We start from the raw sequence: 22,454 nt of genomic DNA, 5'->3' as shown, positions 1-22,454 counted from the left end.
GTCAACCGGGCAGGGAGGTCAGGTTCGCCAGAGCGTACTCGGTGATCGCGATCAACGCCGCCTTGGCGGACTGCCGGTCACGCGCGTCGACGGTGATCACCGGAACGTGCTCGCCCAACGCCAACGCCTTGCGTACCGCGGCGGCGGGATGCCTTGGCGCGCTGTCGAACTCGTTGATTGCGACGAGGAAGGGCAGGTTACGCGCCTCGAAGAAGTCGACCGCGGCGAAGCTGTCCTGTAGCCGCCGCACGTCGACCAGGATGATGGCTCCGATCGCGCCGCGGACGAGGTCGTCCCACATGAACCAGAACCGGCGCTGACCGGGCGTGCCGAACAGGTACAACACCAGGTCATCGGCCAAGGTGATGCGACCGAAGTCCATCGCCACCGTCGTCGTGTTCTTCTCGGGCGTGGCTTCCAGCCCGTCGACACCCGCCGAGGCGGCGGTCACCAAGGCCTCGGTCCGCAGCGGCACGATCTCGGAGACCGCGCCGACGAACGTCGTCTTCCCGGCGCCGAAGCCGCCCGAGATGACGATCTTGGAAGAAGCCGGCTGGCCCGAGGGTTTCGGTGCTCGGCGCTCCTCAAAGTGCCTTGAGGCCACGCAGTGTCCTTCCTATCAACTCACGTCTTTCGTCGATGTCGGTCGACTCGCCCAGGGTGCTGCCGACCGCCACATAACCCTGCGTCACGAGATCCCCGATGAGCACCCGCGCCACGCCGAGCGGCAACGATAACTTCACAGCGATCTCGGTAACCGACGGGCGGTCGACGCATATCGCCACGATCTGCCCGCGCACGTCGTTACCCGGCCAGCGCGGCGGCTTGGCCGAGTCGACCGCCTCGATCGGCGCTTCCAGCGGCAGCGAGACGCGGGAGTCGGTGCGGCCCGCGGTCAGGATGTACGGCCGGACCAGGCTCGGCTCGGCCGCGACGTCGCCCTCCCATTGGTCCATCGGCGGCTCACGAATGTTGGCGTGCGCGCCGGCGCGCCGACTGGACGACGGTGCCCACCCGCTCGACCAATACCGCCATCTCGTAACCGATCTGGCCGATGTCGCAGTTGCGTGCCGCCAGGGTCGCCAGGTTCGAGCCGTCGCCGACGCGCATCAACAGCAGGTAGCCGTTCTCCATCTCGACCACCGACTGCAGCACGTGGCCGCCGTCGAAGAGTTGCGCCGCACCCGTGGACAGGCTCGCCAGTCCGGAGGCCACGGCCGCGAGTTGGTCGGCCCGCTCGGTCGGGATGTGCTCACTGGCCGCCATCAGCAGCCCGTCGGCGGACACCAGCACCGCGTGCGTCACCCCCGACACTTCGCGGGCGAATTTGGAGACCAGCCAGTCGAGCGAGTCACGCTGCGTCGAACGGGCCGGGTACGTCATTCGGTATCGGTTCCTCTGGTCTCTCGTGCGTGCGAGCGGCCGGCGTGCACCCCGCCGAAGTGGCTGCTGATGCTGGCGCGAACGGCGTCAGGATCGCGTTGCTTGGCTCCCGGTTCGGCGCCCAACTCAGCCGCCGATGCTACCTCGCCGGTCTGCGCGGCGCCCGGCACGAGGCGGGCACCCGGAGTGCGCACCGGAAGCCCGTCGTCGGTGACTTCGGTGACCGGGGCCTCGTCAGCGGCGGCCGCGGCCGACCAGCCGTGGTCCCAGACCGATTCCCAGTTCAGGTCCTCGCTGTTGGCGAGTTCGGTCGGGTCGACCAGCCACTCCGAGAGCATGCTCTGGTAGATCGAGTCGTCGGCATCGGCCGTTTCCGCCGCTTGTGTCCGCGCCGCGAAGAAGCTCGAGGTGTCCGTCGGCCGGCCGGCCGGTTCCGGCTCCTCGACTTCCTCATCCGGGGTGGCCGCGATACCGCTGGCGCCGGGGTTGCGCTGCGGCAGGACCGCGATCGGCGCATCAGAGTGGCCATTGGCGTGCCTCGGCTCATCGAGCGCCAGCGCCGTCGCGATCCCCGAATGGGCGTCGGCGGGCGTGGCGTACTCGGGCTCGCTGAACTGATGCGGCTCCCCGGGCCGCCTCAACAACTCGCTCGGAACATACACACCGGCGGTGGTGCCCGAATCCGGCTCGCCACCGATCGTGGACCGCAACCGGACCACCAGCCCGTGCTGCGCGGCGAGGCGCCCCACGACGAACAACCCCATGTGCCGCGCGGTGTAGGGGTCGACCTGTCCGCCCGACTGCAGACGGGAGTTGGCCACCCGCAGATCCGACTCGGTCATCCCGAGCCCGATGTCACTCACCTCGATGACCAGTCCGCCGTTGGCGGTGTGCACCGCCGACACCCGCACCTGTGAGATCGGCGGCGAGTAGCGCAGCGCGTTGTCGAGCAGTTCGGCGAGCAGGTGGACCAGGTCACCGGCGACGGCGCCGACGACCTCACTGTCGGGAACGGTCGCGGTAACGACCCGGGTGTAGTCCTCGACCTCGGAGGCCGCGGCATTGATCACCGCGGAGACCGGAACCGGCTCGGCCTGCTCGCGAGGAACCCTCGCGCCGGACAGCACCAGCAGGTTCGCGCCGTTACGTCGCATCCGGGCGGCCAGATGGTCCAGCCGGAACAGGCTCTCGAGCCGCTCGGGGTCCTCCTCGTTGCGCTCCAACCGGTCGATCAACGCCAATTGCTGGTCAACCAGTGAGCGGCTGCGCCGCGAGAGCGTCTCGAACATGTCCCCGATCTGCAGCTGCAACCGCGACTGTTCGGCGGCGAGGAAGACGGCCTGCTCGTGCAGTTCATCCACGGCATGGGCCACCTGGCCCACCTCCTCGGTCGTGTGCACCGGGATCGGGGTGATCTGCGAGGCGTCACCACCGGCTCGCACCCGCTCGATTTCTGCGCCGAGGTCTTCGTGGGCGACCTTGAGCGCGCTGTCGCGCAGACGCCGCAGCGGTCGCACCAGCGTGCGCGCCACCAGGACCACGATGATCAGCGCGACCAGCATGGACACACCGACGATGACCGCATCGCGGATCAAGGTGGTGCGCTGAGCGTCGGCTCGGTCCCGCACGGCCGACGTGACCGCCCCGGTGGTCCGCTCGATGATCTGGGACGCGATCTGATCGGTTGCGGCCACCGACCCCAGTAGTTCGGGGTTGTTGACCAGTGGCACCGCCGGGTCGGTCATCAGCGCCATCCGCTTGACGAACTCGGCCTGCAGCGCCTTGGCCTCGGGCGATCCCACCCCGAGCACCTGGCTCATACCGAACAACGTCGACGGCTCGGTGCCGGCAAGTGCGATCACCGCGGTCCGCAAATCGGGCTCGGGCAACTCGGCACCGCGGGTGAGCGCGAGCGTCTGCATCGTCATCTGGCCGCGCGCCCCGATCGCCCGGGCCAGCCCGACGGTCTCCGCGCGGATGCGTTCGTCGTCGACGCGGACCGAGCCGGTCACCGCATCCTCGGCGGGCAGCAGCAACAGCGCGTAGGCCTGGATGCTGTCGCGCAGTCCGACGCTGTTCGAGGTGACCCTGTCCATCAGCGCCTGACCGTCGTCGATCATGGTGGTGATGCCCTGGCGGACGTCCGGAGCGACGTCGGTGGCCTCCATCCGGAGCTGGAGTTCACGACGGCTGCTGTCGAATCGGCTCAGCGCGGCCTGCATGTCACCGTTGGCCTCACCATTGGGCGAGGTGGCCAGCATCGCCGCTTCCAACGCCTCCATGTAGCGCTCGATCGCGGGCACCATTTCGGCGCGTTCGGCGGCGCGTCGTAGATCGGCCTCCGCGGTCACGTCGCCGTAGATGCGCAGGCCGCCGAACGTTGCGGCCACGATCAACGGCACCAGGACGATCGCGAGCACTTTCCACCGGACCGGCCAGTTGGACAAGGCCCACCGCGACGGCCGTTTGACCGGCGGCTCGGGTTCGCGCGGGGAGAACACGCTCATCGGCGCACGGCTGTTCGCAGGGCCGGCGGCTTCATCGTCAGCGATGGCACGTCATTCATGAGACTTCCCACTGATTTTCTACTGATCTGCCCACCCCGGCGGGCCTGTTCCGGCCCTGGCAATTGGACGAGTATGCCAGCGATGTGCGGCCGAATCCACCATTCTTACTGAACAGACAGAGTTGAAAACCGCAGGTGAAAAGCGGTGTGAGGATACCGAGCAAATACCGGGACCCGATCGTGATGTGACCCCGGCAGCAGCGGCCGCCTACGCCGGGCGAAGGACTGCGACGAGGAAGTCGGAGTCGTCGGTGAACGGCCGCACATCCCACGTCGACAACAGCACATCCGGCGCGAGACCCGCGTTCGAGGCGTCGTCGAAGAAGTCGGCGAACGCGTAGTCACGACCGGCGCCGAAGCCGATCACCGCCCGCCCGTCGTCCTTCAGATGGGCGCGCAGCCGGGTGAGCACCTCGCCACGGGTGCTCGGCGCCAGGAACGTCATGACATTGCCCGCCGACAGGATGACGTCGAACTTCTCGGTGATGCCCCGCGCGGGCAGGTCGAGTTCGGCGAGGTCGCCGACGAGCCACTGTGGGCCCGGATGGTCCTGTTCGGCCGCCTCGATCAGCGCCGGGTCGACGTCGACGCCGACGACGCGGTGACCGGCGGCAGCGAGGTAGCCGCCCAGGCGGCCCGGTCCGCACCCCGCATCGAGGATGTGGGCGCCCCGGGGAGCCATCGCGTCGATCAGGCGCGCCTCACCCGCCAGGTCGTCACCGGCTCGCGCCATGGCGCGGAATCGCTCGATATACCAGTGGGAATGGCCGGGGTCGGCCGCCACCTTCTGCATCCAGAGGCTCTTCGCGACCATGCGAGCATTATCCCTTCGCCCCCTAAGCGCTCTCCACCGAGAGGTGCCAGTTGTTCAGATTGATGTTCTACTCACCGCGCATCGCGCCCAATACGGGTAACGCGATCCGGATGGTGGCGGGCACCGGCTGCGAACTGCACCTGGTGGAACCGATGGGATTCGACCTGTCCGAGCCGAAGTTGCGGCGGGCCGGCCTGGACTACCACGACCTGGCGTCGGTCACCGTCCATCCCGATCTGGCCGCTGCATGGTCCGCGATGGCGCCCGAGCGGGTCTATGCGTTCACCGCGCACGCGACGACGTCGTTCACCGATATCGACTACCAGCCGGGTGACGTGCTGATGTTCGGGCCGGAACCGTCTGGCCTCGACGAGGCGACGCTGGCCGACCCGCACATCACCGCGCAGGTACGGATCCCGATGCTGGCCGGCAGGCGCTCGCTGAACCTGTCGAACGCGGCGGCGGTCGCGGTGTACGAGGCGTGGCGCCAGCATGGGTTCAGCGGCGCGACCTGAGCATCACCTTCCGATGAGCGCTTGCGCGAAGAGACTCACCAGGAGTCGAAGTGGACGATCTGCTCGACGGGCAGCCGCTTGGCCGGACGGAAGGCGGTGCCCTTGGTGTAAGCGATCGGGAACAACCCGCCCTGACGGTATTGGTCGAACGGGATACCCAGCACGTCGGCGGCCAGCTTCTCCCCCTTACCGACCAGATGCAGTGTCGTCCACGCCGATCCGAGGCCGCGCGAACGCAAGGCGAGCATGAAACTCCACACCGCGGGCAGCAGTGAACCCCAGAACCCGGCGCTTCCCGCAGTGGCGACCTCGGGGCTGCCCTCCAGGCAGGGGATCAGCATGACCGGCACTTCGTGCAAGTGATCGTTGAGGTACTTGGCGGATTCGGTGACGCGTGGGCGCTGCTGATCGCGTGCGTCGCCGTAGGTGGGTTTGGGCGCGTCGAGGTAGGGCGTCGCGTTGTGCCGATAGATGTCGGCGAGGGCCGTCTTCTTGTCCGGATCTTCGACGAACATCCACTGCCACCCTTGGGCGTTCGATCCCGTCGGCGCCTGGATGGCGAGCTCCAGACATTCGAGCAGCACTTCCCGCGGTACCGACTTCTCGAGATCGAGCCGCTTTCGCACCGAACGCGTGGTGGTCAGGACTTCGTCGACAGACAGGTTCAGGGTCATTTTCCGAGACTACATTCGCGGTATGGCAGTCAATTTCACCCAGGAAGTCGTCGACCGGCTCTCGTCGGACAAGCACGGCTGGTTGACCACGGTGGCCAAGTCCGGACAACCCGTCCCGAAATTGGTGTGGTTCTACTTCGACGGGACTTACGTGCTCGTCTACACCGAACCGAGTGCCGCGAAAGTCAGGCATATACGGGCGCATCCACGGGTCAGCCTCAATCTGGACTCCGATGGAAACGGCAGCGGGATCATCGTCGTCGGCGGACCCGCGACCGTCGATGCCGAGGGCGCGAATCCGCTGCACGACGAGCGGTATCGCGCGAAATACGCCGAGTTGGCGGCCAGCCTCGGTTTCAGCGACGAGTTTCTCGCCGCCTACGACACGCGGCTGAGGATCAGCGTCGACAAGGTCTGGACCACGCCCACCGAGGGTTAGCGCGCTGCGGGCACCGGCGCCGTTTTCACGGGCCGCACCGCAAGCGCACACAGGCCGACCGCGGCGATCGCCAGGAACGCGGCCCGTCCACCGGCCAGGTCGATGAGCGCACCGGCCACGGGCGCGCCGAGGGCTTGACCGGCCGCGAGCGTGAAGAACGACAGGCCGACCCCGGATGAGGTGCTGTCGGGATACAGGCGGGCGCTCCACAGCAGCGCCAAACCCGTCAACGCGATGTAGGCCCCGCCGAACAGCGTGGCGGCCGCGATCATGACGCCGAGGTTCCACGGGGCGGCCGCCAACAGCGCCGTCGCCGAGGCCATCGCGACGGTCGCGCACACCCAGGCCCACTGCAGTCCGATCCGCCGCACCACATCACCGGCGAGCGCCCCGGCGATGCCCGCCGCGCCGATGACGATCCACAGCAACGACGAGCGGGTGGCGTCCGCCCCGCCGACCGTGGCGATCAGGTCGCGGCCGAAGGTCCACACCGCGACGCTGCCAACGCCCGTCAGCAAGGATGCCAGCAGCAAGCCGAAAGTGCCTGTGCGCCAGAGCGGATCGACCCGTTTCGCCGCGCGCTGCGAGTTGGCCGGCACGGCGAGGAACACCCAGACGGTCACCGCCGCCGAGACCAACGCGTACACCACCCACGCCGCGCGCCACTGGCTCAGCAGCAGCAGCGCGATCGGCGCCGACAGCACCACACCGATTCCGGTGCCGCCGTTGACGACGGTCTGGGCGCGTTCTGCCGTGTTCGGCGGCACGTGTTGGGCGACCGCGGCGGCCAGCGGCGGTGAGACGATGCCGGTGCTACAGCCGGCGACCAGCACACCGACCGCGAGCACCCAGGCCGAGGGCGCGAGCGCGATGATGGAGATCCCCAGCGTGGCAACGACTCCGGCGGCGACCGCGACCCGTCGCGGGCCGATGCGGTCGGTCAGCAGCAGGCTGGCGGTGATCGCCGCGCAGTAGCCGATGTAGCTGCCCGCACCGATCACGCCGGCGATGGTGGGGCTCAGGTGGAAGGTCTCGCCGAACACCGGGCCGAACAGTCCGTAGGAGAACCGCCCGAAGCCGTAGCAGCAGGCGATCAGCGCGGTGCCCGCACCGACGAGAAGGTAGACGGGTCGCCGCACCGCTCAACCGTAGCGGGCTAGCGGAAGTCGCGAGACTTGGAGCCGATCGCCAAGGTGAGCTTGCCCATCCGTTCGGCGACGACGGTGACGGCGCCGGTCGCGTTCTGCACCTGACCCCGGATCAGCAGTGCCGGAGCCGTCTGCGCCAGCTTGCGGTGCCGCGCCCACACCCCGCGCGAGCAGATGACGTTGACCATTCCGGTCTCGTCCTCGAGGTTGAGGAAGGTCGCCCCCTGCGCGGTCGCCGGCCGCTGCCGGTGCGTCACCGCCCCGGCCACCAGCACGCGGGTGCCGTCGGGCACGTCGAGCAGGCTTCCTGCCGGGATGACACCGAGGTCATCGAGATCCTCTCGGAGGAACTGCGTCGGATAACTGTCCGGTGAGACACCGGTCGCCCACACGTCGGAGGCGGCCAACTCGAGTTCGGTCATACCCGGCAGCGAGGGGATGTGCGACGAGGCGCCCACACCCGGCAGCCGGTCGGGTCGTTGGCTGGCGGCCGCACCCGCCGCCCACAACCCTTCGCGTCGGGCGATGTCGAAGCAGCCCAGGGCCCCGGCGGTGGCCAGCGCCTCGGTCTGCGGCACGGACAGCTGCACTCGATGAGTCAGATCCAACAGGGATGTGAACGCGCCGTTGGTCTTTCGTTCCTCGACGAGCTGCTCGGCCAGTTCGTCGCCGATGTGCCGGACCGCCCCCAGACCCATCCGCACCTCGGTGCCGACGTTCTCGAGGGTCGGGTACGCCAGGCTGGCGTTGACGTCGGGTCCGTGCACGGTGACACCGTGTCGGCGGGCGTCGGCCACCAGCGTCTGCGGTGAGTAGAAGCCCATCGGCTGCGCGCGCAGCAGCGCGGCGCAGAACGCGGCGGGGTGATGCAGTTTGAACCACGAGGAGTAGAACACCAGCGACGCGAAGCTGAGCGAATGACTTTCGGGGAAGCCGAAGTTCGCGAAGGCCTCCAGTTTCTCGTAGATGCGGTCGGCGATCTCGCCGGTGATGCCGTGGCGCTGGCGCATCCCGTCGTAGAACCTGCTCCGCAGTCGGCGCATCCGTTCGGTCGACCGCTTGGATCCCATCGCGCGGCGCAGCTGGTCGGCCTCGGCGGCAGAGAAACCCGCGCAGTCCACCGCCAGCTGCATGAGCTGTTCCTGGAACAGCGGCACCCCCAGCGTCTTGTGCAACGCCGGCTCCATCGACGGGTGGTCGTAAGTGACGGGTTCTTCGCCGTTGCGCCGCTTGATGTACGGATGCACTGACCCGCCCTGGATGGGGCCGGGCCGGATCAGCGCCACCTCGACGACCAGGTCGTAGAACACGCGAGGCTTGAGTCGTGGCAGGGTGGCCATCTGGGCGCGCGACTCCACCTGGAACACCCCGACCGAGTCCGCCTTCTGCAGCATCTCGTACACGGCGGGCTCGGACAGGTCCAGTTTCGCCAGGTCGACATCGATACCTTTGTGCTCGCGCACCAGGTCGATGCAATAGTGCAGCGCCGAGAGCATGCCGAGGCCGAGCATGTCGAACTTCACCAAACCGATTGCCGCGCAATCGTCTTTGTCCCACTGCAGGACGCTGCGGTTCTCCATCCGCGCCCATTCGACCGGGCACACGTCGGCGATGGGCCGATCGCAGATGACCATGCCGCCGGAGTGGATGCCCATGTGGCGGGGCAGGTTGGAGATCTGCTTGGCCAAGTCGATGACCTGCTCGGGAATGTCTTCGGTGTGCGGCGCCTCGGCGAGGTTGCCCCACTGGCCGAGCTGCTTGCTCCAGGCGTCCTGCTGACCTTGCGAGAAGCCCAGTGCGCGGGCCATGTCGCGTACCGCGCTGCGACCCCGGTAGGTGATGACGTTGGCCACTTGGGCGGCGTAGTCGCGGCCGTAGCGGTCGTAGACGTACTGAATGGCCTTCTCCCGCAGGTCCGATTCGATGTCGATGTCGATGTCGGGTGGGCCGTCGCGCGCCGGGGACAGGAAGCGTTCGAACAGCAATTCGTTGGCGACCGGGTCCACGTTGGTGACGCCGAGGGCATAGCAGACCGCGGAATTGGCCGCCGATCCCCTGCCCTGGGCCAGGATGCCGTTCTCCCTGCAGAACCGGGTGATGTCGTGGACCACCAGGAAGTACCCGGGAAAGGTCAGCTGTTCAATGACTTTCAGCTCATGGTCGATCTGCGCGTATGCGCGCGGCGCCCGCTGCGGTGGGCCATATCTCCGGTGCGCGCCCTCCATCACCAGATGACGCAGCCAGCTGTCCTCGGTGTGGCCGTCGGGGACGTCGAACGGCGGTAACTGCGGCGCGATCAGCGCAAGACCGAACGCGCACTGCTCACCGAGGTCGGCCGCGGCCGTCACCACCTCAGGCCGGTCGGCGAACAGCCGGGCCATCTCCTCACCCGACCGCAGATGCGAACCGCCCAGCGGGGCAAGGTAACCGGCGGCCTCGTCCATCGAGTGCCGGGCGCGGATCGCCCCCATCGCCATGGCAAGCCGGCCCCGCGACGGTTCGGCGAAATGCGCGGCGGTGGTGGCGACCACGCTCAGGCCGAACCGGGGCGCCAGCTCGGCGAGGACGGCGTTGCATTCGTCGTCACAGGGGTGCCCGTGATGGGCGAGTTCGACGCTGACCCGGTCGCGGCCGAAGCGGTCGACCAGGTCAGCCAGCGCGGTGGCGGCGGCCTGCGGACCGCCTTTTGAAAGCGCCTGTCGGACATGCCCTTTACGGCAGCCGGTGAGGATGTGCCAGTGTCCGCCTGCGGCCTCGGTCAGCGCGTCGTAGTCGTAGTGCAGCTTGCCCTTCTCACCGCCGGCCAGGTGCGCCTTGGCGAGTTCGCGTGACAACCGCCGGTAGCCCTCGGGGCCGCGCGCGAGCACCAGCAGGTGCGGGCCGGGCGGATCGGGGTCTTCGGTCCGGCTGCCCCCGCCGAGGGACAGTTCGGCGCCGAATACCGTCGACATCTCCAGTTCCCTGGCGGCTTCGGCGAAGCGCACCACGCCGTAGAGGCCGTCATGGTCGGTCAGCGCGATCGCCCGCAGGTCCAGTCGGGCCGCCTCCTCGACCAGTTCCTCCGGCGTGCTGGCACCGTCGAGGAAGCTGTAAGCCGAATGCGCGTGCAGTTCGGCGTACGGAACCGTCGACGTGGGCCGCTCGAAGTCGAGCGGCTGGTACTCGCCCCGCTTGCTGGACCAGGCCGGGCTGTCACCCCCGTCACCGATCTGCTCGTCGATGGGCCAAGCGCCGGCGCGGCGCGGTTTGCCGTTGAGCACCCGCTCCATTTCCACCCAGCTCGGTGGCCCGGTATGCCAGCCCATGGTTGCAGTGTATCGAACTTGTGTTCGAACCACTTGGGTCCTCCATTCCCCGTTGCCTCATCAGAAATGCGCGCGTACGCCTGAATCCCGACGAAAGCGCACGTTATCCCCAAGCTCAGGTTCATCCACAGGTTGGGCGACGGAGTGCACTGGCGGCCGACCCGCGTCTGTCCCGGTGGCTAAATTCGCTAGTATGTTCGAACAGCTGGTTCAGGCGGCCGACGGCACTAGCGGTGCCGGAGCGGCCGGTGCGTGGGCGCGCATCGAGAACGCCGCCTGCGCGCGCCGGCTCTCGGCGGCGGCCGATGTGTTGGATCGGATGTACGCCGCCGACGGCTCGGCCGAACGCGACCAATGGATCCTCGACAATTACGCCGCGGTTGCCGCCGAGATCGCCCCCGCCCAGCGTGTGTCGCTCGGAATAGCCGCATCCCTGCTGGAGACCGCGATCACCCTGCGTGACCGTCTTCCCGGCGTCAACGCGGTGTTCCTGACCGGCGCCATCTCCTACCGCGAGGTGACCGCCATCGTGTCTCGCACCCGCTTGATCCAAGACCGCGACGCGCTGGCCAACGTCGATGCCGCGATCGCTGCGCACGTCGAGGGGTGGACGACGCTGTCATCGATGAAGTTGCAGACCTCGATCGACTACTGGGTCGACCGCTTCGACCCCGCTGCGGTGCGCCGTGCCGAGAACAGCTCCCGCACCCGCTACGTCGACGTCAGGAACAGTAAGAACGGCTTGGGCGTCGCCTACATCGAGGCGACGGTTTTCGCCCACGACGGTGAGTCGATCGACCAACGCCTCGAAGCCTTGGCCGCGACGGTGTGTGACAACGACCCCCGCACCCAAGAGCAGCGCCGCGCCGACGCCCTCGCCGCCGCCGTCAACGGCGCGCAAGCGCTGCCGTGTGCGTGTGGTTCGGACGAGTGCCCTGCCGCGGGTCTCACCGTCGACAACGTGATGGTGCACGTCGTGGCGAGCGAAGACACGTTAAATGACGAAACCCCAGCGGAATTGGACGGTGACAAGCCAGTCGAGGCGGTCGAACCCGACGATCCCAGCCTGGGAGGCCCGGCCGCGACACCGCCAGGTTTTGTGATGGGCCGCGGCGTGGTGCCTGCCCCGATTGTGGCCGCCAAGCTGGCCGTCGCTCGGCGTCGCCCCGTGAAACACCCAGGGGATGCGCCTCCGGAAAGGCGACGAAATCCCTCGGCGGCCCTGGCCTGGTTCATCCGCTGCCGCGACCTGACGTGCCGCTTCCCAAACTGCGACAAGCCGGCCATCCGTTGCGACATCGATCACACCATCCCCTATCCACGGGGTGCTACGCAGGCGTCGAACCTCAAGTGCCTGTGCCGAATTCACCATCTCTACAAGACGTTCATCGGTTGGCGCGATCGACAACATCCCGACGGCACTGTCGAGTGGCTCTCACCGGGCGGGCAGAAGTACGCCACGCATCCAGGTAGCAAGCTGCTGTTCCCGTCGCTGTGCCGGCCGACCGCGCCCGCGGTGGTCGACCCCAGCGTCGACCTTATCGACGATGCGGCCCGTTGCTTGAAGATGCCGCGCCGCAACCGAACCCGCGAGCAGAGCCGCGCCGACGCCATCGAAGCGGAGCGTCGACGCAACCAGCCCTACGCCGACGAGCGCAATAGGCCGCCGCCGTTCTAGGGCAGATCGTCTGGACCGAGTTGTTCGCGCGGCACCACCACCATGGGCACGTCGAGCACCCGCAACATCTTGGCCGCCTTCGATCCGAGGAACAGCCGCCGTGGCGCGCTGAGCCGGCTCGACCCGACCATGATCAGGTCTCCGTCTTGCCAGTCCAGCTTGCCCACCGCCTCCTCGATCGTCCGGCCTTCTACGATCATCGAGGTGACCGGGAAATCCTGCGGTAGCTCGGATTTCGCCAACTCAAGGACGTGGCGCGCATGAGCGAGAGCATGCTCCCGTACCGCGTCACCGTCACCGCGCAACGTCCCGAACGTGGGGTCCAGGGCCACCAGGGACACCAGACGCAGCGGCGCGCCCGCCACCCGACTGTATTGAACAGCGATGTCCAACAACACATCTGCACCTTCGCGCTCGCCAATCGCACATGTCACTTCGCGTGTGCGGTCGACGGGCGAATGCCTCGTACCCCGAGGCGCCACGGCCACCGGCAGCGGAGCCGAGTGCAACAGCGCGTTGACCGTCGATCCCAGGGAGTAGCTGGCGACGAGGCCACCCGATCCGCCGGCGACGATCATGTCGGCCTCGACGCGCGCCGCTTCCTGGATCAGCGCATCAGCGGGCGAGTCGTCGACGCGGACGTGGCTGCGCACGACGATGTCGTCGGGCACCGCTGCGCGAGCCTCCTCCAACCACTGTTCGGCCTGCGCGACGAGGTGCTTCTCGAAGTCGCCGACCGGCTTGATCGACGGCGTCACCCGGTCCGGCGGCAGCACCATGCACAGATCGAGGTCGGCGCCGAGGGTTCGGGCGAACCGCACACCGAGCGCCAGCGCATCCGCACCGCCGGGAGTGGCCAGGTATCCAACGACGAGCCTCATGGTCGATCATCCTTTCAACCTGGAGCGTCGGACGCCCGTGGATCCACCAAATGCGCGTCAGTCGCGATACTCGGCGGCACCGTCCTCGAGAACGAGGCGCGAGTTCGACCCGTCGGGTTCGGCCGCCTCCGTGCGGAACACCGCGCGACCAGCCTCGGTCCGCCAGATCGAGGTGGTCAACGTCTCCCCCGGGAACACCGGCGAGGTGAACCGGGCGTCGATCGCGCTGACCTTCGTCGCGTCGCCGCCACCGAGTTCAGCGACCAGCGCCCGACCCGCCACGCCGTAGCTGCACAGTCCGTGCAGGATCGGCTTCGGGAACCCGGCGAGTTCCCGCGCAAACCACGGATCGCTGTGCAGCGGGTTGCGATCACCCGACAACCGGTAGATCAACGCTTGATCTTCGCGCGTGGGCAAGGCAATTCGCGCGTCGGGCTCGCGGTCGGGTATCTCCGGAGCGGCGGGCCGCTGCCCCGGTTGCCCACCGAAGCCGCCCTCACCGCGGATGACGGCGGTGGTGAAGGTCTCGGCGACGACGTTCGACGTGTCGGGGTCGGTACCCGTCGCCTTGAGCATGACGATCCCGTTCTTGCCCTCACCCTTGTCCTGGATGTCGGCGACCTCGGCTACGACGCTGAGCTTGCCCGCCGGTTTCAGCGGTTCGTGCAGCCGGATCCCCTGCGACCCGTGCAGCAGCATCGCGAAGTTGAACGAGCCGACCAGGCCGACCGCCGCGAACGGCAGGCAGGCGATCACCGCATAGGTCGGCAGCACCTGTTGCTCGATGCCGTGACTGTTCTCGGTGGTGAACGCCAGATCGGCGGTGCCCGCGCCGACGCCCAGCGCGTACAGCAGCGTGTCGCGGTCGGTCCATTCGAACAGATGCGGGTCGGTCTTGGCGCCGATGGCGTTGGGGTCGAGAGGCATACCTCGAACGATATCCGCATTGACGTCTCGCCCGCGGGGGTCCACGATTGCTCGCATGCGCTATGTCGTTACCGGCGGTACCGGGTTTATCGGCCGACGGGTCGTGACGCGATTGTTGGCCCACAGCAGCGACGCGGAGGTGCTGGTGCTCGTCAGACGCACTTCGCTGTCGCGGTTCGAGCGATTGGTCACGACCTGGGGTGAACGCGTGAAACCCCTGATCGGCGACCTCGGCGAACCGCATCTTGGACTCACACCCAACGACCTCACCGACATCGGCGCCGTCGATCACATCGTGCACTGCGGCGCGGTCTACGACATCACCGCCTCCGACGCCGATCAGCGCGCGGCCAACGTCGACGGCACCCGCGCGGCGGTCGACCTGACCTTGCGGCTCGACGCGACGCTGCACCATGTGTCGTCTATCGCGGTCGCGGGCACCTTCCGCGGCGAGTTCACCGAGGACGACTTCGACGTCGGCCAGAACCTGCCCACCCCGTATCACCGCACCAAGTTCGAGGCCGAACAGATTGTCCGCACGACCCCCGGCTTGCGGTACCGCGTGTACCGGCCTGCCGTCGTCGTGGGCGATTCGAACACCGGCGAGATGGACAAGGTCGACGGCCCGTACTACTTCTTCCCGGTGCTCGCGAAGCTGGCCAAGCTACCGTCGATCACGCCGATCGCCCTGCCCGACACGGGCCGAACCAACCTCGTGCCGGTCGACTACGTGGTCGACGCTCTCGTCGCTCTCATGCACCTGCCCGACCGCGACGGTGAGACGTTCCACCTAACGGCACCGAAATCGATTGGGCTGCGCGGCATCTACCGCGCGGTGGCCAAAACCGCCGGGCTTCCACCGCTGCGCATGTCGCTGCCCCGTTCCACGGCGGCGCCCGTGCTGAGGACTACCGGCCGCGTGAAGGTGGTGCGCAACATGGTGGCCACCCAACTCGGCCTGCCCGCCGAGATCCTCGACGTCGTTGACCTGATGCCGACGTTCACCGCCGAGCGCACCTCGGAAGCGTTGCGCGGCACGGGAATCACGGTTCCCGATTTCGCCGATTACGCGCCTGCCCTGTGGCGCTACTGGGCCGAACATCTTGATCCCGACCGGGCCCGCCGCGACCATCCCCGCGGCCCGCTGGTCGGCAGGCACGTGATCGTCACCGGCGCATCGAGCGGGATCGGCCGGGCTTCGGCCATGGCGATCGCCGAACGTGGCGCGACAGTATTCGCGTTGGCGCGCAACGCCGATGCGCTCGACGAACTGGTGGCCGAGATCCGCGCCGCCGGCGGGCAAGCGCACGCGTTCACCTGTGACGTCACCGACTCGACGTCGGTGGAGAGCACCGTCAAGGACATCCTCGGCCGGTTCGACCACGTCGACTATCTGGTGAACAACGCGGGCCGATCGATCCGCCGTTCGGTGATCGCCTCCACCGACCGCCTGCACGACTACGAGCGGGTGATGGCCGTCAACTACTTCGGCGCGGTGCGGATGGTCCTTGCGCTGCTCCCGCATTGGCGCGAAAGGCGATTCGGCCACGTGGTCAACGTGTCCAGTGCCGGAGTGCAGGCACGCAACCCGAAGTACAGCTCCTACCTCCCCACGAAGGCTGCCCTCGACGCGTTCGCTGACGTGGTCGCGACCGAGACCCTTTCCGATCACATCACGTTCACCACCATCCACATGCCGTTGGTGCGCACTCCGATGATCGTCCCGTCGCGCCGGCTCAATCCTGTTCCAGCGATCAGCGCCGAGCACGCCGCGGCGATGGTGGTGCGTGCGCTGATCGACAAGCCGGCCCGGATCGACACCCCGCTGGGCACGCTCGCCGACTTCGGCAACTACCTCACGCCGAAGCTGTCGCGGCGGATCCTGCACCAGCTCTATCTCGGGTATCCGGACTCGGCTGCGGCCCGGGGCGTGCCGATAGCCCCGTCGGCCTCGCTCACCGCGCGACGTCCCAAGCGGCCCGCCCGCCCCGTGCGAGTTTTGCGGCCGGTGAAGTCCGCGGTGCGCCTGGTACCGGGTGTGCACTGGTAACCGCGGATCCCTATCGTTGGCGGAGTGAGCCAGCCCGTATTCGTCGACGTCGACACCGGCGTTGACGACGCGATGGCGTTGGCATACCTGTTCGCCAGTGACGACGCCGAGGTGGTCGGTATCGCATCGACAGCGGGAAATGTTCCGGTACAACAGGTTTGTCTCAACAACCTCGGTCTGTTGGACATGTGCCGGATGCCGGACATCCCCGTGTCGAAAGGGTCCGAGCAGCCTGTCAGCTCGCCGCTGCGCACCGCCGAGGACACCCACGGCCCTAAGGGGATGGGGTACGCGCAGTTACCCGCCTCCGAGCGCAGGCTCACCGAGTACGACGCCGCCGAGGCGTGGGTGCGTGCCGCTCACGCCCATCCCGGCGATCTGATCGCGATCGCCATGGGTCCGCTGACCAATCTCGCGCTGGCGCTTCGCGCCGAACCCGCCCTTCCCACGCTGCTGCGCCGGCTGGTCATCATGGGCGGCGCGTTCGACTACCGCGGTAACACGACCCCGGTCGCCGAATGGAACGTCAGCGTGGACCCGGAAGCAGCCGCCGAGGTGTTCACCGGGTGGTCGGCCGCGTGGGGAGCCGAGAAACCCTCGCACCTCCCAATCGTGTTGGGGCTGAACCTGACCGAACACATCGCGATGACACCCGCCCTGTTGAACCGGCTCGCGGAGGAGGCCGGAGCGGAATCGGTGGCGATGAGCGTGTCCGACGACCGCGGCACCCGGTCGGCGTCGGACAACCCGCTGATCGCGGTGCTGGAGGACGCGATGCGGTTCTACTTCGAGTTCCATTTCGACCAGGGCGAGGGTTATCTGGCGCATCTGCACGACCCGCTGGCCGCGGCGGTGGCGTTGGACCCCGACCTCGTCACCTACCGGCCGACCACCGTCGACGTCGAGTTGACGGGCACACTGACCCGCGGCATGACCATCGCCGACTGGAGCAACCGGTGGGGTCGGGAAGCCAACGCGCTCATCGGTGTTGACGTCGACCCGGGAGCGTTCTTCGACCGGTTCATCGCCCGCGTCGGCGCGTTCGCGCGAGCGCTGAACGGTTAGAGGATCACCGAGACCACGACCGCCAGGAACAACAGCAGAAAGATCGCGAGCGCGATGACGCTGACGACGGCTGTCGGTGTCCACCGGTGCCGCGGCCGGGACTCGACGGCGCCCACACCGGAGACCTGGTCGGAGTCGGGCGGCGTCGACCCCGGCGGCACTCCACCACCGGGTTCGAGGTCCGGCGTGTTGGACTGTTCTGGGTCGGGCGGTATGGCGGTCATCGACGCACGGGTACCCCATCGCGCGGTCGTCATTCATAAATCCCCTCGACGTACCACCGTCGCTGTCGGTAGCACAGCAGCAAGGCCTGCCCCGGTCGGGCTTCGCGCGAGCACCCGTCGTCGAGCAACACCTGTGCGCGGGCGGTGCGGCCGGCTTTGCGGCCTTCCGGATCCCACCACCGTTCGTCGACCGGCCACGGTCCTGCCCACCAGGTCAATCTGCCCGCCTTGACGGCCTTGCCCGGCGCGTCCAACCGCGCGGGATCGGTGGAGAACAGGCCACGAGCGGTCACCCGCACCGGACGGCCGTCGGCGTCGAACAACTCGACCGGATCGTCGAGCAGCACGGTCGGCGACGGTTCGGGCAGCTGGCCCGGCCAAGGCTGACACGGATCGGCCCGCGGCACCTGCTCATCCCCCAGCGGGGTGAACGTGATGCGTTCGGCCGGGCCCCGACCACCGCTGAGCACCGGGACCTGCACCGCCTCCGGGCCGAGCAGACCCTGCACGCGCACCAGCGCGCGTCGGGCACGCAGTCGATCCTCTTCACCCACCCCGCCCCACAGCGGCAGCTGCAACGCCTCGGCCGACACCACCTCCACCGGGCGCAACCGGATCACTGTGATGGGCGCGGTGGGCCGGTCGTTGGGGTTGCGCCTGTTCAGCCAGCCGTCGAGCTGCCAGCGCACCCGGTCGGCGGTGGCGTCCTCGGTCAGCGGTTCGGCGCAACGCCAAACTCGTTCCAGCTCTTCACCATTGGCGGTGCGGGCGTGGATGGCCAGCCGGGTGCACCCCACACCGGACGCGGCCAGGGTGCGGTGCAGGTCGGCGGCCAGCGACCGTCCGGCGAAAGCGGCGGCATCCACCCGGTCGATCGGCGGATCGCAGTCCATGACGGCGTCGAGGTCGGGATCGGGGTCCCGGCCGGACGGACCACGGGTGGGCTCGCCGCAGGCGAACTGGTGTGCGGCCACCGCGTCGGCCCCGAACCGCGAGGCCACATCGCTGCGGGACAGCGCGGCGAACTGTCCGATGTTGCGAATTCCCATGCGCCACAGCAGGTCCGCCAGGTCTTCCCGGCCGGGGGCGGCCAGGCTGGGCTCGGTGGCCAACTGGCGGATCGACAGCGCCGACAGGAACAGCGCATCCTGTCCGGGCTCGACGATCCGCCCCGCCCGCGCGGCGAAGACCGCAGTGGGCAACTGGTCGGCGACCCCCACCTGACACTCGGCGCCGGCGGCGGCCACCGCGTCGACCAGCCGCTCGGCGGCGACCTGTTCGGACCCGAAGTAGCGGGCCGCGCCCCGGACCGGCAGCACCAGCAGGCCCGGCCGCAACACCTCGGCACGCGGCACCAAGTCGTCCACCGCGATCGTGACGTTTTCGAAGTGGCGGGCATCGCGCGCCGGATCGGCGGTGACCACATGCAGTTCCGGGCACCGGGCTTGGGCTTCCCGGCGGCGCAGCCCGCGTCGCACTCCCGCCGATCGGGCCGAGGCCGAACAGGCGATGACCCGGTTGGCCAGCGTCACCGCGATCGAGGCGGTCGGCGGCAGGTCGGCTGCGGCCGCCGCGGCGACGGCCGGCCAGTCCATACACCAGATGGCCAGAACGCGCGACCGTGACGAGTCGCGGGAAGAGCGGGCCACTCATCCGCCCACCGCGCGGACGGAACCGAACGACCGCCCCCATGCCCGGGTGGCCAGCCGGACCCGGCTGATGCGGCCGAAGCCCGGTCGTCCCTGCCCGGTGATCTCATAGCCGCACACCGAGGCCTCCAACCGGGCCGACGCACCCTGCCAGTCGCCACCGGTGACCAGCAGCGTGCAGCCCTTCTGGCGGGCCCGGGCCACCACCGCCCGCGCGCGGGTGGCCGGCACCGACCGCCCGCCCAGGCCGAGCACCACCAGATCCATACCGTCCATCAGCACGGCCGCGACCTCTACCGGATCGGCGCCTGGTTCGGGGATGACCGCGATTCGGCTCAGGTCGGCGCCCATCTCCACGGCCGCCAGCAGACCGACGTCGGGTTGGCCGACGATCGCGGCGTGCCCGCCCTTCGCCGTCACCGCCGCGACCATGCTCAGCGGCAGCGACCTGGCCCCCGAGACCACGGCCACCGTTCCGCGCGGCAACGGCGCCGGAAGCAGCCCGTCCAGCGATTCGGGCATCGGCAGCAAAGTTTCCGAGTCCGGAAGCGGCTCGCTCGTCGACGCCGCTCCACGACGGCTGCCGCCCACCTTGCTGGATACCGCCGCAATCTTGCGACGCAGGTGTTGCACCTGTTCAGCGCGGGTAAGCTGACGCTGATTCAGGCTCACGGCGGCTGTCACAACAGCACCTCCCGCATCGTCTGCCTCACTGATGTTTCGAATGTTTGTTCGATACCCTGAGTAAACACCCACCCACCGACAGCGTCAAGCGGGTTCAGTCGATCAGAGGATGCAAAACAGAGGGGAGAACTACTCCCATTCGATGGTGCCGGGCGGCTTGCTCGTCACGTCCAGCACCACCCGGTTGACCTCCGCCACCTCGTTGGTGATGCGGGTCGAGATGCGTTCGAGGACTTCGTACGGCACGCGCGTCCAGTCGGCGGTCATCGCGTCCTCGCTGGAGACCGGGCGCAGCACGATCGGATGCCCGTAGGTTCGGCCGTCACCCTGCACACCCACCGAACGGATATCGGCGAGCAGGACGACGGGGCACTGCCAGATCTGGTTGTCGAGCCCGGCGGAGGTCAGTTCCTCGCGCGCGATCGCATCGGCGCGACGCAGCGTCTCCAGCCGCGCGGCAGTGACCTCGCCGACGATCCGGATACCCAGCCCCGGCCCCGGAAAGGGCTGCCGCGCAACGATTTCCTCGGGCAGGCCGAGCTCGCGGCCCACCGCCCGGACCTCGTCTTTGAACAGCAACCGCAGCGGTTCGACGAGCTTGAACTTCAGGTCGTCGGGCAGGCCTCCGACGTTGTGGTGGCTTTTGATGTTGGCGGTGCCCGACCCTCCGCCGGACTCGACGACGTCGGGATACAGCGTGCCCTGCACCAGGAATTCGACGTCCGGACCGCCGCCCTCGACAAGCCCTCGCACCGCCCCTTCGAACGCCCGGATGAACTCCCGTCCGATGATCTTGCGTTTGCCTTCGGGATTCGTCACACCGGACAACGCCTCGAGAAACCGGTCGGCGACGTCGACGGTGACCAGGTTGGCGTGCGTGGCGGCGACGAAGTCGCGCTGCACCTGGGCCCGCTCCCCCGCCCGCAGCAAACCGTGGTCGACGAACACACAGGTCAACCGGTCCCCGATGGCGCGTTGCACAAGCGCCGCGGCGACCGCCGAGTCCACGCCACCTGACAGCCCGCAGATCGCCCGCCCCTCACCGATCTGCTCGCGGACCTGCTCGACGAGCGCGTCGGCGATGTTGGCAGGCGTCCATGTCGAGTCGATCCCCGCGAACTCGTGCAGGAAGCGGCTCAGCACCTGCTGGCCGTGCGGGGTGTGCATCACCTCCGGGTGGTACTGCACACCCGCCAACCGGCGGCCGCGATGCTCGAACGCCGCGACCGGCGCACCGCTGCTGGCGGCCACCACCTCGAAGCCGTCGGGTGCCTCGGTGACCGCGTCGCCATGACTCATCCATACCGGCTGGGTAGTTGGCAGGTCCGAATGAAGCTCTCCCCCAGTGACTTTCAGCTCCGTGCGGCCGTATTCACGGGTTCCCGTCCGCGCGACGGTACCACCGAGCACCTGCGCCATCGCCTGAAACCCGTAGCAGATTCCGAACACCGGAACGTCGAGGTCGAACAGCTCCGCGTTCAGTTGCGGGGCGCCGTCCTCGTAGACACTCGCAGGCCCTCCGGAGAGCACGATGGCCTGAGGGTCGCGCGCCTTGATCTCCTCAACGCTGGCGGTGTGCGGGATCACCTCGGAATACACCCGCGCCTCGCGGACCCGTCGGGCGATCAGCTGCGCATACTGCGCCCCGAAATCGACAACCAGTACGGGTCGGGGAGATCCTGATGTCACCCGGTCAGTCTAGTTGGCCGCGAGGACGTCAGACGTGCAGCGCGGTGAACGGTTCAAACGGCAAGTTGCGCATGACGAACCACGCCGCGGTCAGCACCACCGCCACCGGAGCCGACCACCGCAGGTGCTGCCAACTGCGCACCCGCCTGCCCGCCAGAGACCCGTAGACCCAGGTCCCGTATGCCCACAGCAGGAACACCAACGCGAGCACGCCGAGTGCGTTGAAGCGGACCGCCGCGGCGACGTCCAGGTGCAGCAGCGAATAGATCATCCGCAGGCTCCCGCACCCGGGGCAGTCGATGCCGAGCAGCGCCTTGGTCGGGCAGACCGGCAGTATCCCGCCGGACACGGTCGGATCCGCCAACCAGATCACCGCGCACCCGCCCACCGCGGCGGTGGCGACCGCCAGCGGCGCGGTGAGCGAGTGCACGTGGATCACATGTAAGCCAGTCCGCCGCCCGCCAGGCCGATGACGAGATAGATGACGATGACGATGACACCCGCGATCGCACCCCAGATCGCCCACTTCTTGGCATCGTCGGATGCCTTCTGCGCCTGCGCGTACTGACCCTGGCTCCACAGGCCGGACACCTTGGCGGCGTTGATGATCGACACGATACCAAACGGCAAGCAGCACAACACCGTAACCAGGATTCCCCATACGAGGTTGCTGTCGGGCTGCTGCGCTGGGTAACCACCCCCGGGAGGCGGCCCATAACCCTGCGGCGGTGGTGGTGGAGGAGGCTGAGGCGGATAGGTCATG

General features: G+C 68.3%; 21 protein-coding genes. 5 read left to right on the top strand and 16 right to left on the bottom strand.

The features are described 5' to 3' along the window. Position 1 precedes the first annotated feature (1 nt). From CEX87_RS02865 to CEX87_RS02845, 5 genes are all read right to left on the bottom strand, one after another. Entirely contained in the window at positions 2-604 is a 603-nt protein-coding gene (locus tag CEX87_RS02865; RefSeq protein WP_064394258.1) for a GTP-binding protein, read from the bottom strand. Continuing rightward, positions 585-956, bottom strand: a complete 372-nt coding sequence (locus CEX87_RS02860) for a DUF742 domain-containing protein (protein WP_064419437.1) — start codon at positions 954-956, stop codon at positions 585-587. Before CEX87_RS02860 ends, CEX87_RS02865 begins: the two co-directional genes overlap by 20 nt. A 7-nt stretch (positions 957-963) precedes the next feature. After that, a complete protein-coding gene (locus CEX87_RS02855) occupies positions 964-1,383 on the bottom strand; it encodes a roadblock/LC7 domain-containing protein (RefSeq protein WP_064394260.1) in 420 nt (139 codons plus the stop codon). Next, complete coding sequence (locus CEX87_RS02850) at positions 1,380-3,890, bottom strand: ATP-binding protein (protein WP_064394261.1); 2,511 nt, start codon at positions 3,888-3,890, stop codon at positions 1,380-1,382. Before CEX87_RS02850 ends, CEX87_RS02855 begins: the two co-directional genes overlap by 4 nt. A 267-nt stretch (positions 3,891-4,157) precedes the next feature. Next, on the bottom strand, positions 4,158-4,763 hold the full coding sequence (locus tag CEX87_RS02845; protein WP_064394262.1) for a class I SAM-dependent methyltransferase: 606 nt from the start codon (positions 4,761-4,763) through the stop codon (positions 4,158-4,160). Positions 4,764-4,813: 50 nt separating this feature from the next. Here CEX87_RS02845 and CEX87_RS02840 point away from each other — a divergent pair, with 50 nt between their 5' ends. Then, positions 4,814-5,278, top strand: coding sequence for a tRNA (cytidine(34)-2'-O)-methyltransferase (locus CEX87_RS02840; protein WP_064419439.1), 465 nt, complete (start codon positions 4,814-4,816; stop codon positions 5,276-5,278). 35 nt (positions 5,279-5,313) lie between these two features. Here CEX87_RS02840 and CEX87_RS02835 read toward each other — a convergent pair whose 3' ends face one another. Then, positions 5,314-5,952 (bottom strand): nitroreductase family protein, encoded by a 639-nt coding sequence (locus tag CEX87_RS02835; protein WP_094285899.1) that lies wholly within the window; start codon positions 5,950-5,952, stop codon positions 5,314-5,316. A 22-nt stretch (positions 5,953-5,974) separates the two neighbouring features. Between CEX87_RS02835 and CEX87_RS02830 the strand changes: the two genes are divergently transcribed. Continuing rightward, positions 5,975-6,391, top strand: coding sequence for a TIGR03667 family PPOX class F420-dependent oxidoreductase (locus CEX87_RS02830; RefSeq protein ID WP_064394265.1), 417 nt, complete (start codon positions 5,975-5,977; stop codon positions 6,389-6,391). Here the strand turns inward: CEX87_RS02830 and CEX87_RS02825 are convergent. Beyond that, the gene (locus CEX87_RS02825) at positions 6,388-7,530 is read right to left on the bottom strand and encodes an MFS transporter (RefSeq protein ID WP_064394266.1); all 1,143 of its coding nucleotides are present in this window, start codon (positions 7,528-7,530) and stop codon (positions 6,388-6,390) included. The two genes, CEX87_RS02830 and CEX87_RS02825, sit on opposite strands and share 4 nt — an antisense overlap. A gap of 17 nt (positions 7,531-7,547) precedes the next feature. After that, positions 7,548-10,844 (bottom strand): error-prone DNA polymerase, encoded by a 3,297-nt coding sequence (locus tag CEX87_RS02820; RefSeq protein ID WP_094285897.1) that lies wholly within the window; start codon positions 10,842-10,844, stop codon positions 7,548-7,550. A 193-nt stretch (positions 10,845-11,037) separates the two neighbouring features. Here CEX87_RS02820 and CEX87_RS02815 point away from each other — a divergent pair, with 193 nt between their 5' ends. Next, the gene (locus CEX87_RS02815; protein ID WP_094285895.1) at positions 11,038-12,522 is read left to right on the top strand and encodes an HNH endonuclease signature motif containing protein; all 1,485 of its coding nucleotides are present in this window, start codon (positions 11,038-11,040) and stop codon (positions 12,520-12,522) included. Here CEX87_RS02815 and CEX87_RS02810 read toward each other — a convergent pair. Together CEX87_RS02810 and CEX87_RS02805 are read right to left on the bottom strand one after the other, a co-directional pair. Continuing rightward, entirely contained in the window at positions 12,519-13,403 is an 885-nt protein-coding gene (locus CEX87_RS02810; RefSeq protein ID WP_064394270.1) for a universal stress protein, read from the bottom strand. The two genes, CEX87_RS02815 and CEX87_RS02810, sit on opposite strands and share 4 nt — an antisense overlap. Before the next feature lie 57 nt (positions 13,404-13,460). After that, on the bottom strand, positions 13,461-14,330 hold the full coding sequence (locus CEX87_RS02805; RefSeq protein WP_066849259.1) for a MaoC family dehydratase: 870 nt from the start codon (positions 14,328-14,330) through the stop codon (positions 13,461-13,463). Positions 14,331-14,385: 55 nt separating this feature from the next. On the opposite strand from CEX87_RS02805, the gene CEX87_RS02800 reads away from it, so the two are divergent. Beyond that, positions 14,386-16,380, top strand: coding sequence for an SDR family oxidoreductase (locus CEX87_RS02800; RefSeq protein WP_094285893.1), 1,995 nt, complete (start codon positions 14,386-14,388; stop codon positions 16,378-16,380). A gap of 24 nt (positions 16,381-16,404) precedes the next feature. Further along, positions 16,405-17,445 (top strand): nucleoside hydrolase, encoded by a 1,041-nt coding sequence (locus CEX87_RS02795; protein ID WP_094285892.1) that lies wholly within the window; start codon positions 16,405-16,407, stop codon positions 17,443-17,445. Here the strand turns inward: CEX87_RS02795 and CEX87_RS02790 are convergent. The 6 genes from CEX87_RS02790 to CEX87_RS02765 all read right to left on the bottom strand — a co-directional run bounded on the left by CEX87_RS02790 (position 17,442) and on the right by CEX87_RS02765 (position 22,453). Further along, a complete protein-coding gene (locus CEX87_RS02790; RefSeq protein ID WP_094286193.1) occupies positions 17,442-17,669 on the bottom strand; it encodes a DUF6480 family protein in 228 nt (75 codons plus the stop codon). The genes CEX87_RS02795 and CEX87_RS02790 overlap by 4 nt on opposite strands. Before the next feature lie 29 nt (positions 17,670-17,698). Beyond that, the gene (locus CEX87_RS02785) at positions 17,699-19,264 is read right to left on the bottom strand and encodes a DNA polymerase Y family protein (protein ID WP_174522723.1); all 1,566 of its coding nucleotides are present in this window, start codon (positions 19,262-19,264) and stop codon (positions 17,699-17,701) included. Positions 19,265-19,318: 54 nt separating this feature from the next. Continuing rightward, complete coding sequence (locus CEX87_RS02780) at positions 19,319-20,002, bottom strand: hypothetical protein (protein WP_198957141.1); 684 nt, start codon at positions 20,000-20,002, stop codon at positions 19,319-19,321. Positions 20,003-20,131: 129 nt separating this feature from the next. Beyond that, on the bottom strand, positions 20,132-21,691 hold the full coding sequence (gene guaA, locus CEX87_RS02775; RefSeq protein ID WP_064394275.1) for a glutamine-hydrolyzing GMP synthase: 1,560 nt from the start codon (positions 21,689-21,691) through the stop codon (positions 20,132-20,134). Between the two features lie 28 nt (positions 21,692-21,719). Continuing rightward, entirely contained in the window at positions 21,720-22,127 is a 408-nt protein-coding gene (locus tag CEX87_RS02770) for a DUF2752 domain-containing protein (protein ID WP_064394325.1), read from the bottom strand. Beyond that, positions 22,127-22,453: a CD225/dispanin family protein gene (locus CEX87_RS02765; RefSeq protein ID WP_064394276.1), complete on the bottom strand. Its 327-nt coding sequence runs from the start codon at positions 22,451-22,453 to the stop codon at positions 22,127-22,129. Before CEX87_RS02765 ends, CEX87_RS02770 begins: the two co-directional genes overlap by 1 nt. Position 22,454: the final 1 nt, after the last annotated feature.

The sequence above is a fragment of the Mycobacterium lehmannii genome (assembly GCF_002245535.1).
In the GTDB taxonomy this organism is placed as follows: Bacteria; Actinomycetota; Actinomycetes; order Mycobacteriales; family Mycobacteriaceae; genus Mycobacterium; species Mycobacterium lehmannii.
Note: the sequence above shows the minus strand (reverse complement) of the source record. Positions and strands in the feature narration are given on the sequence as shown.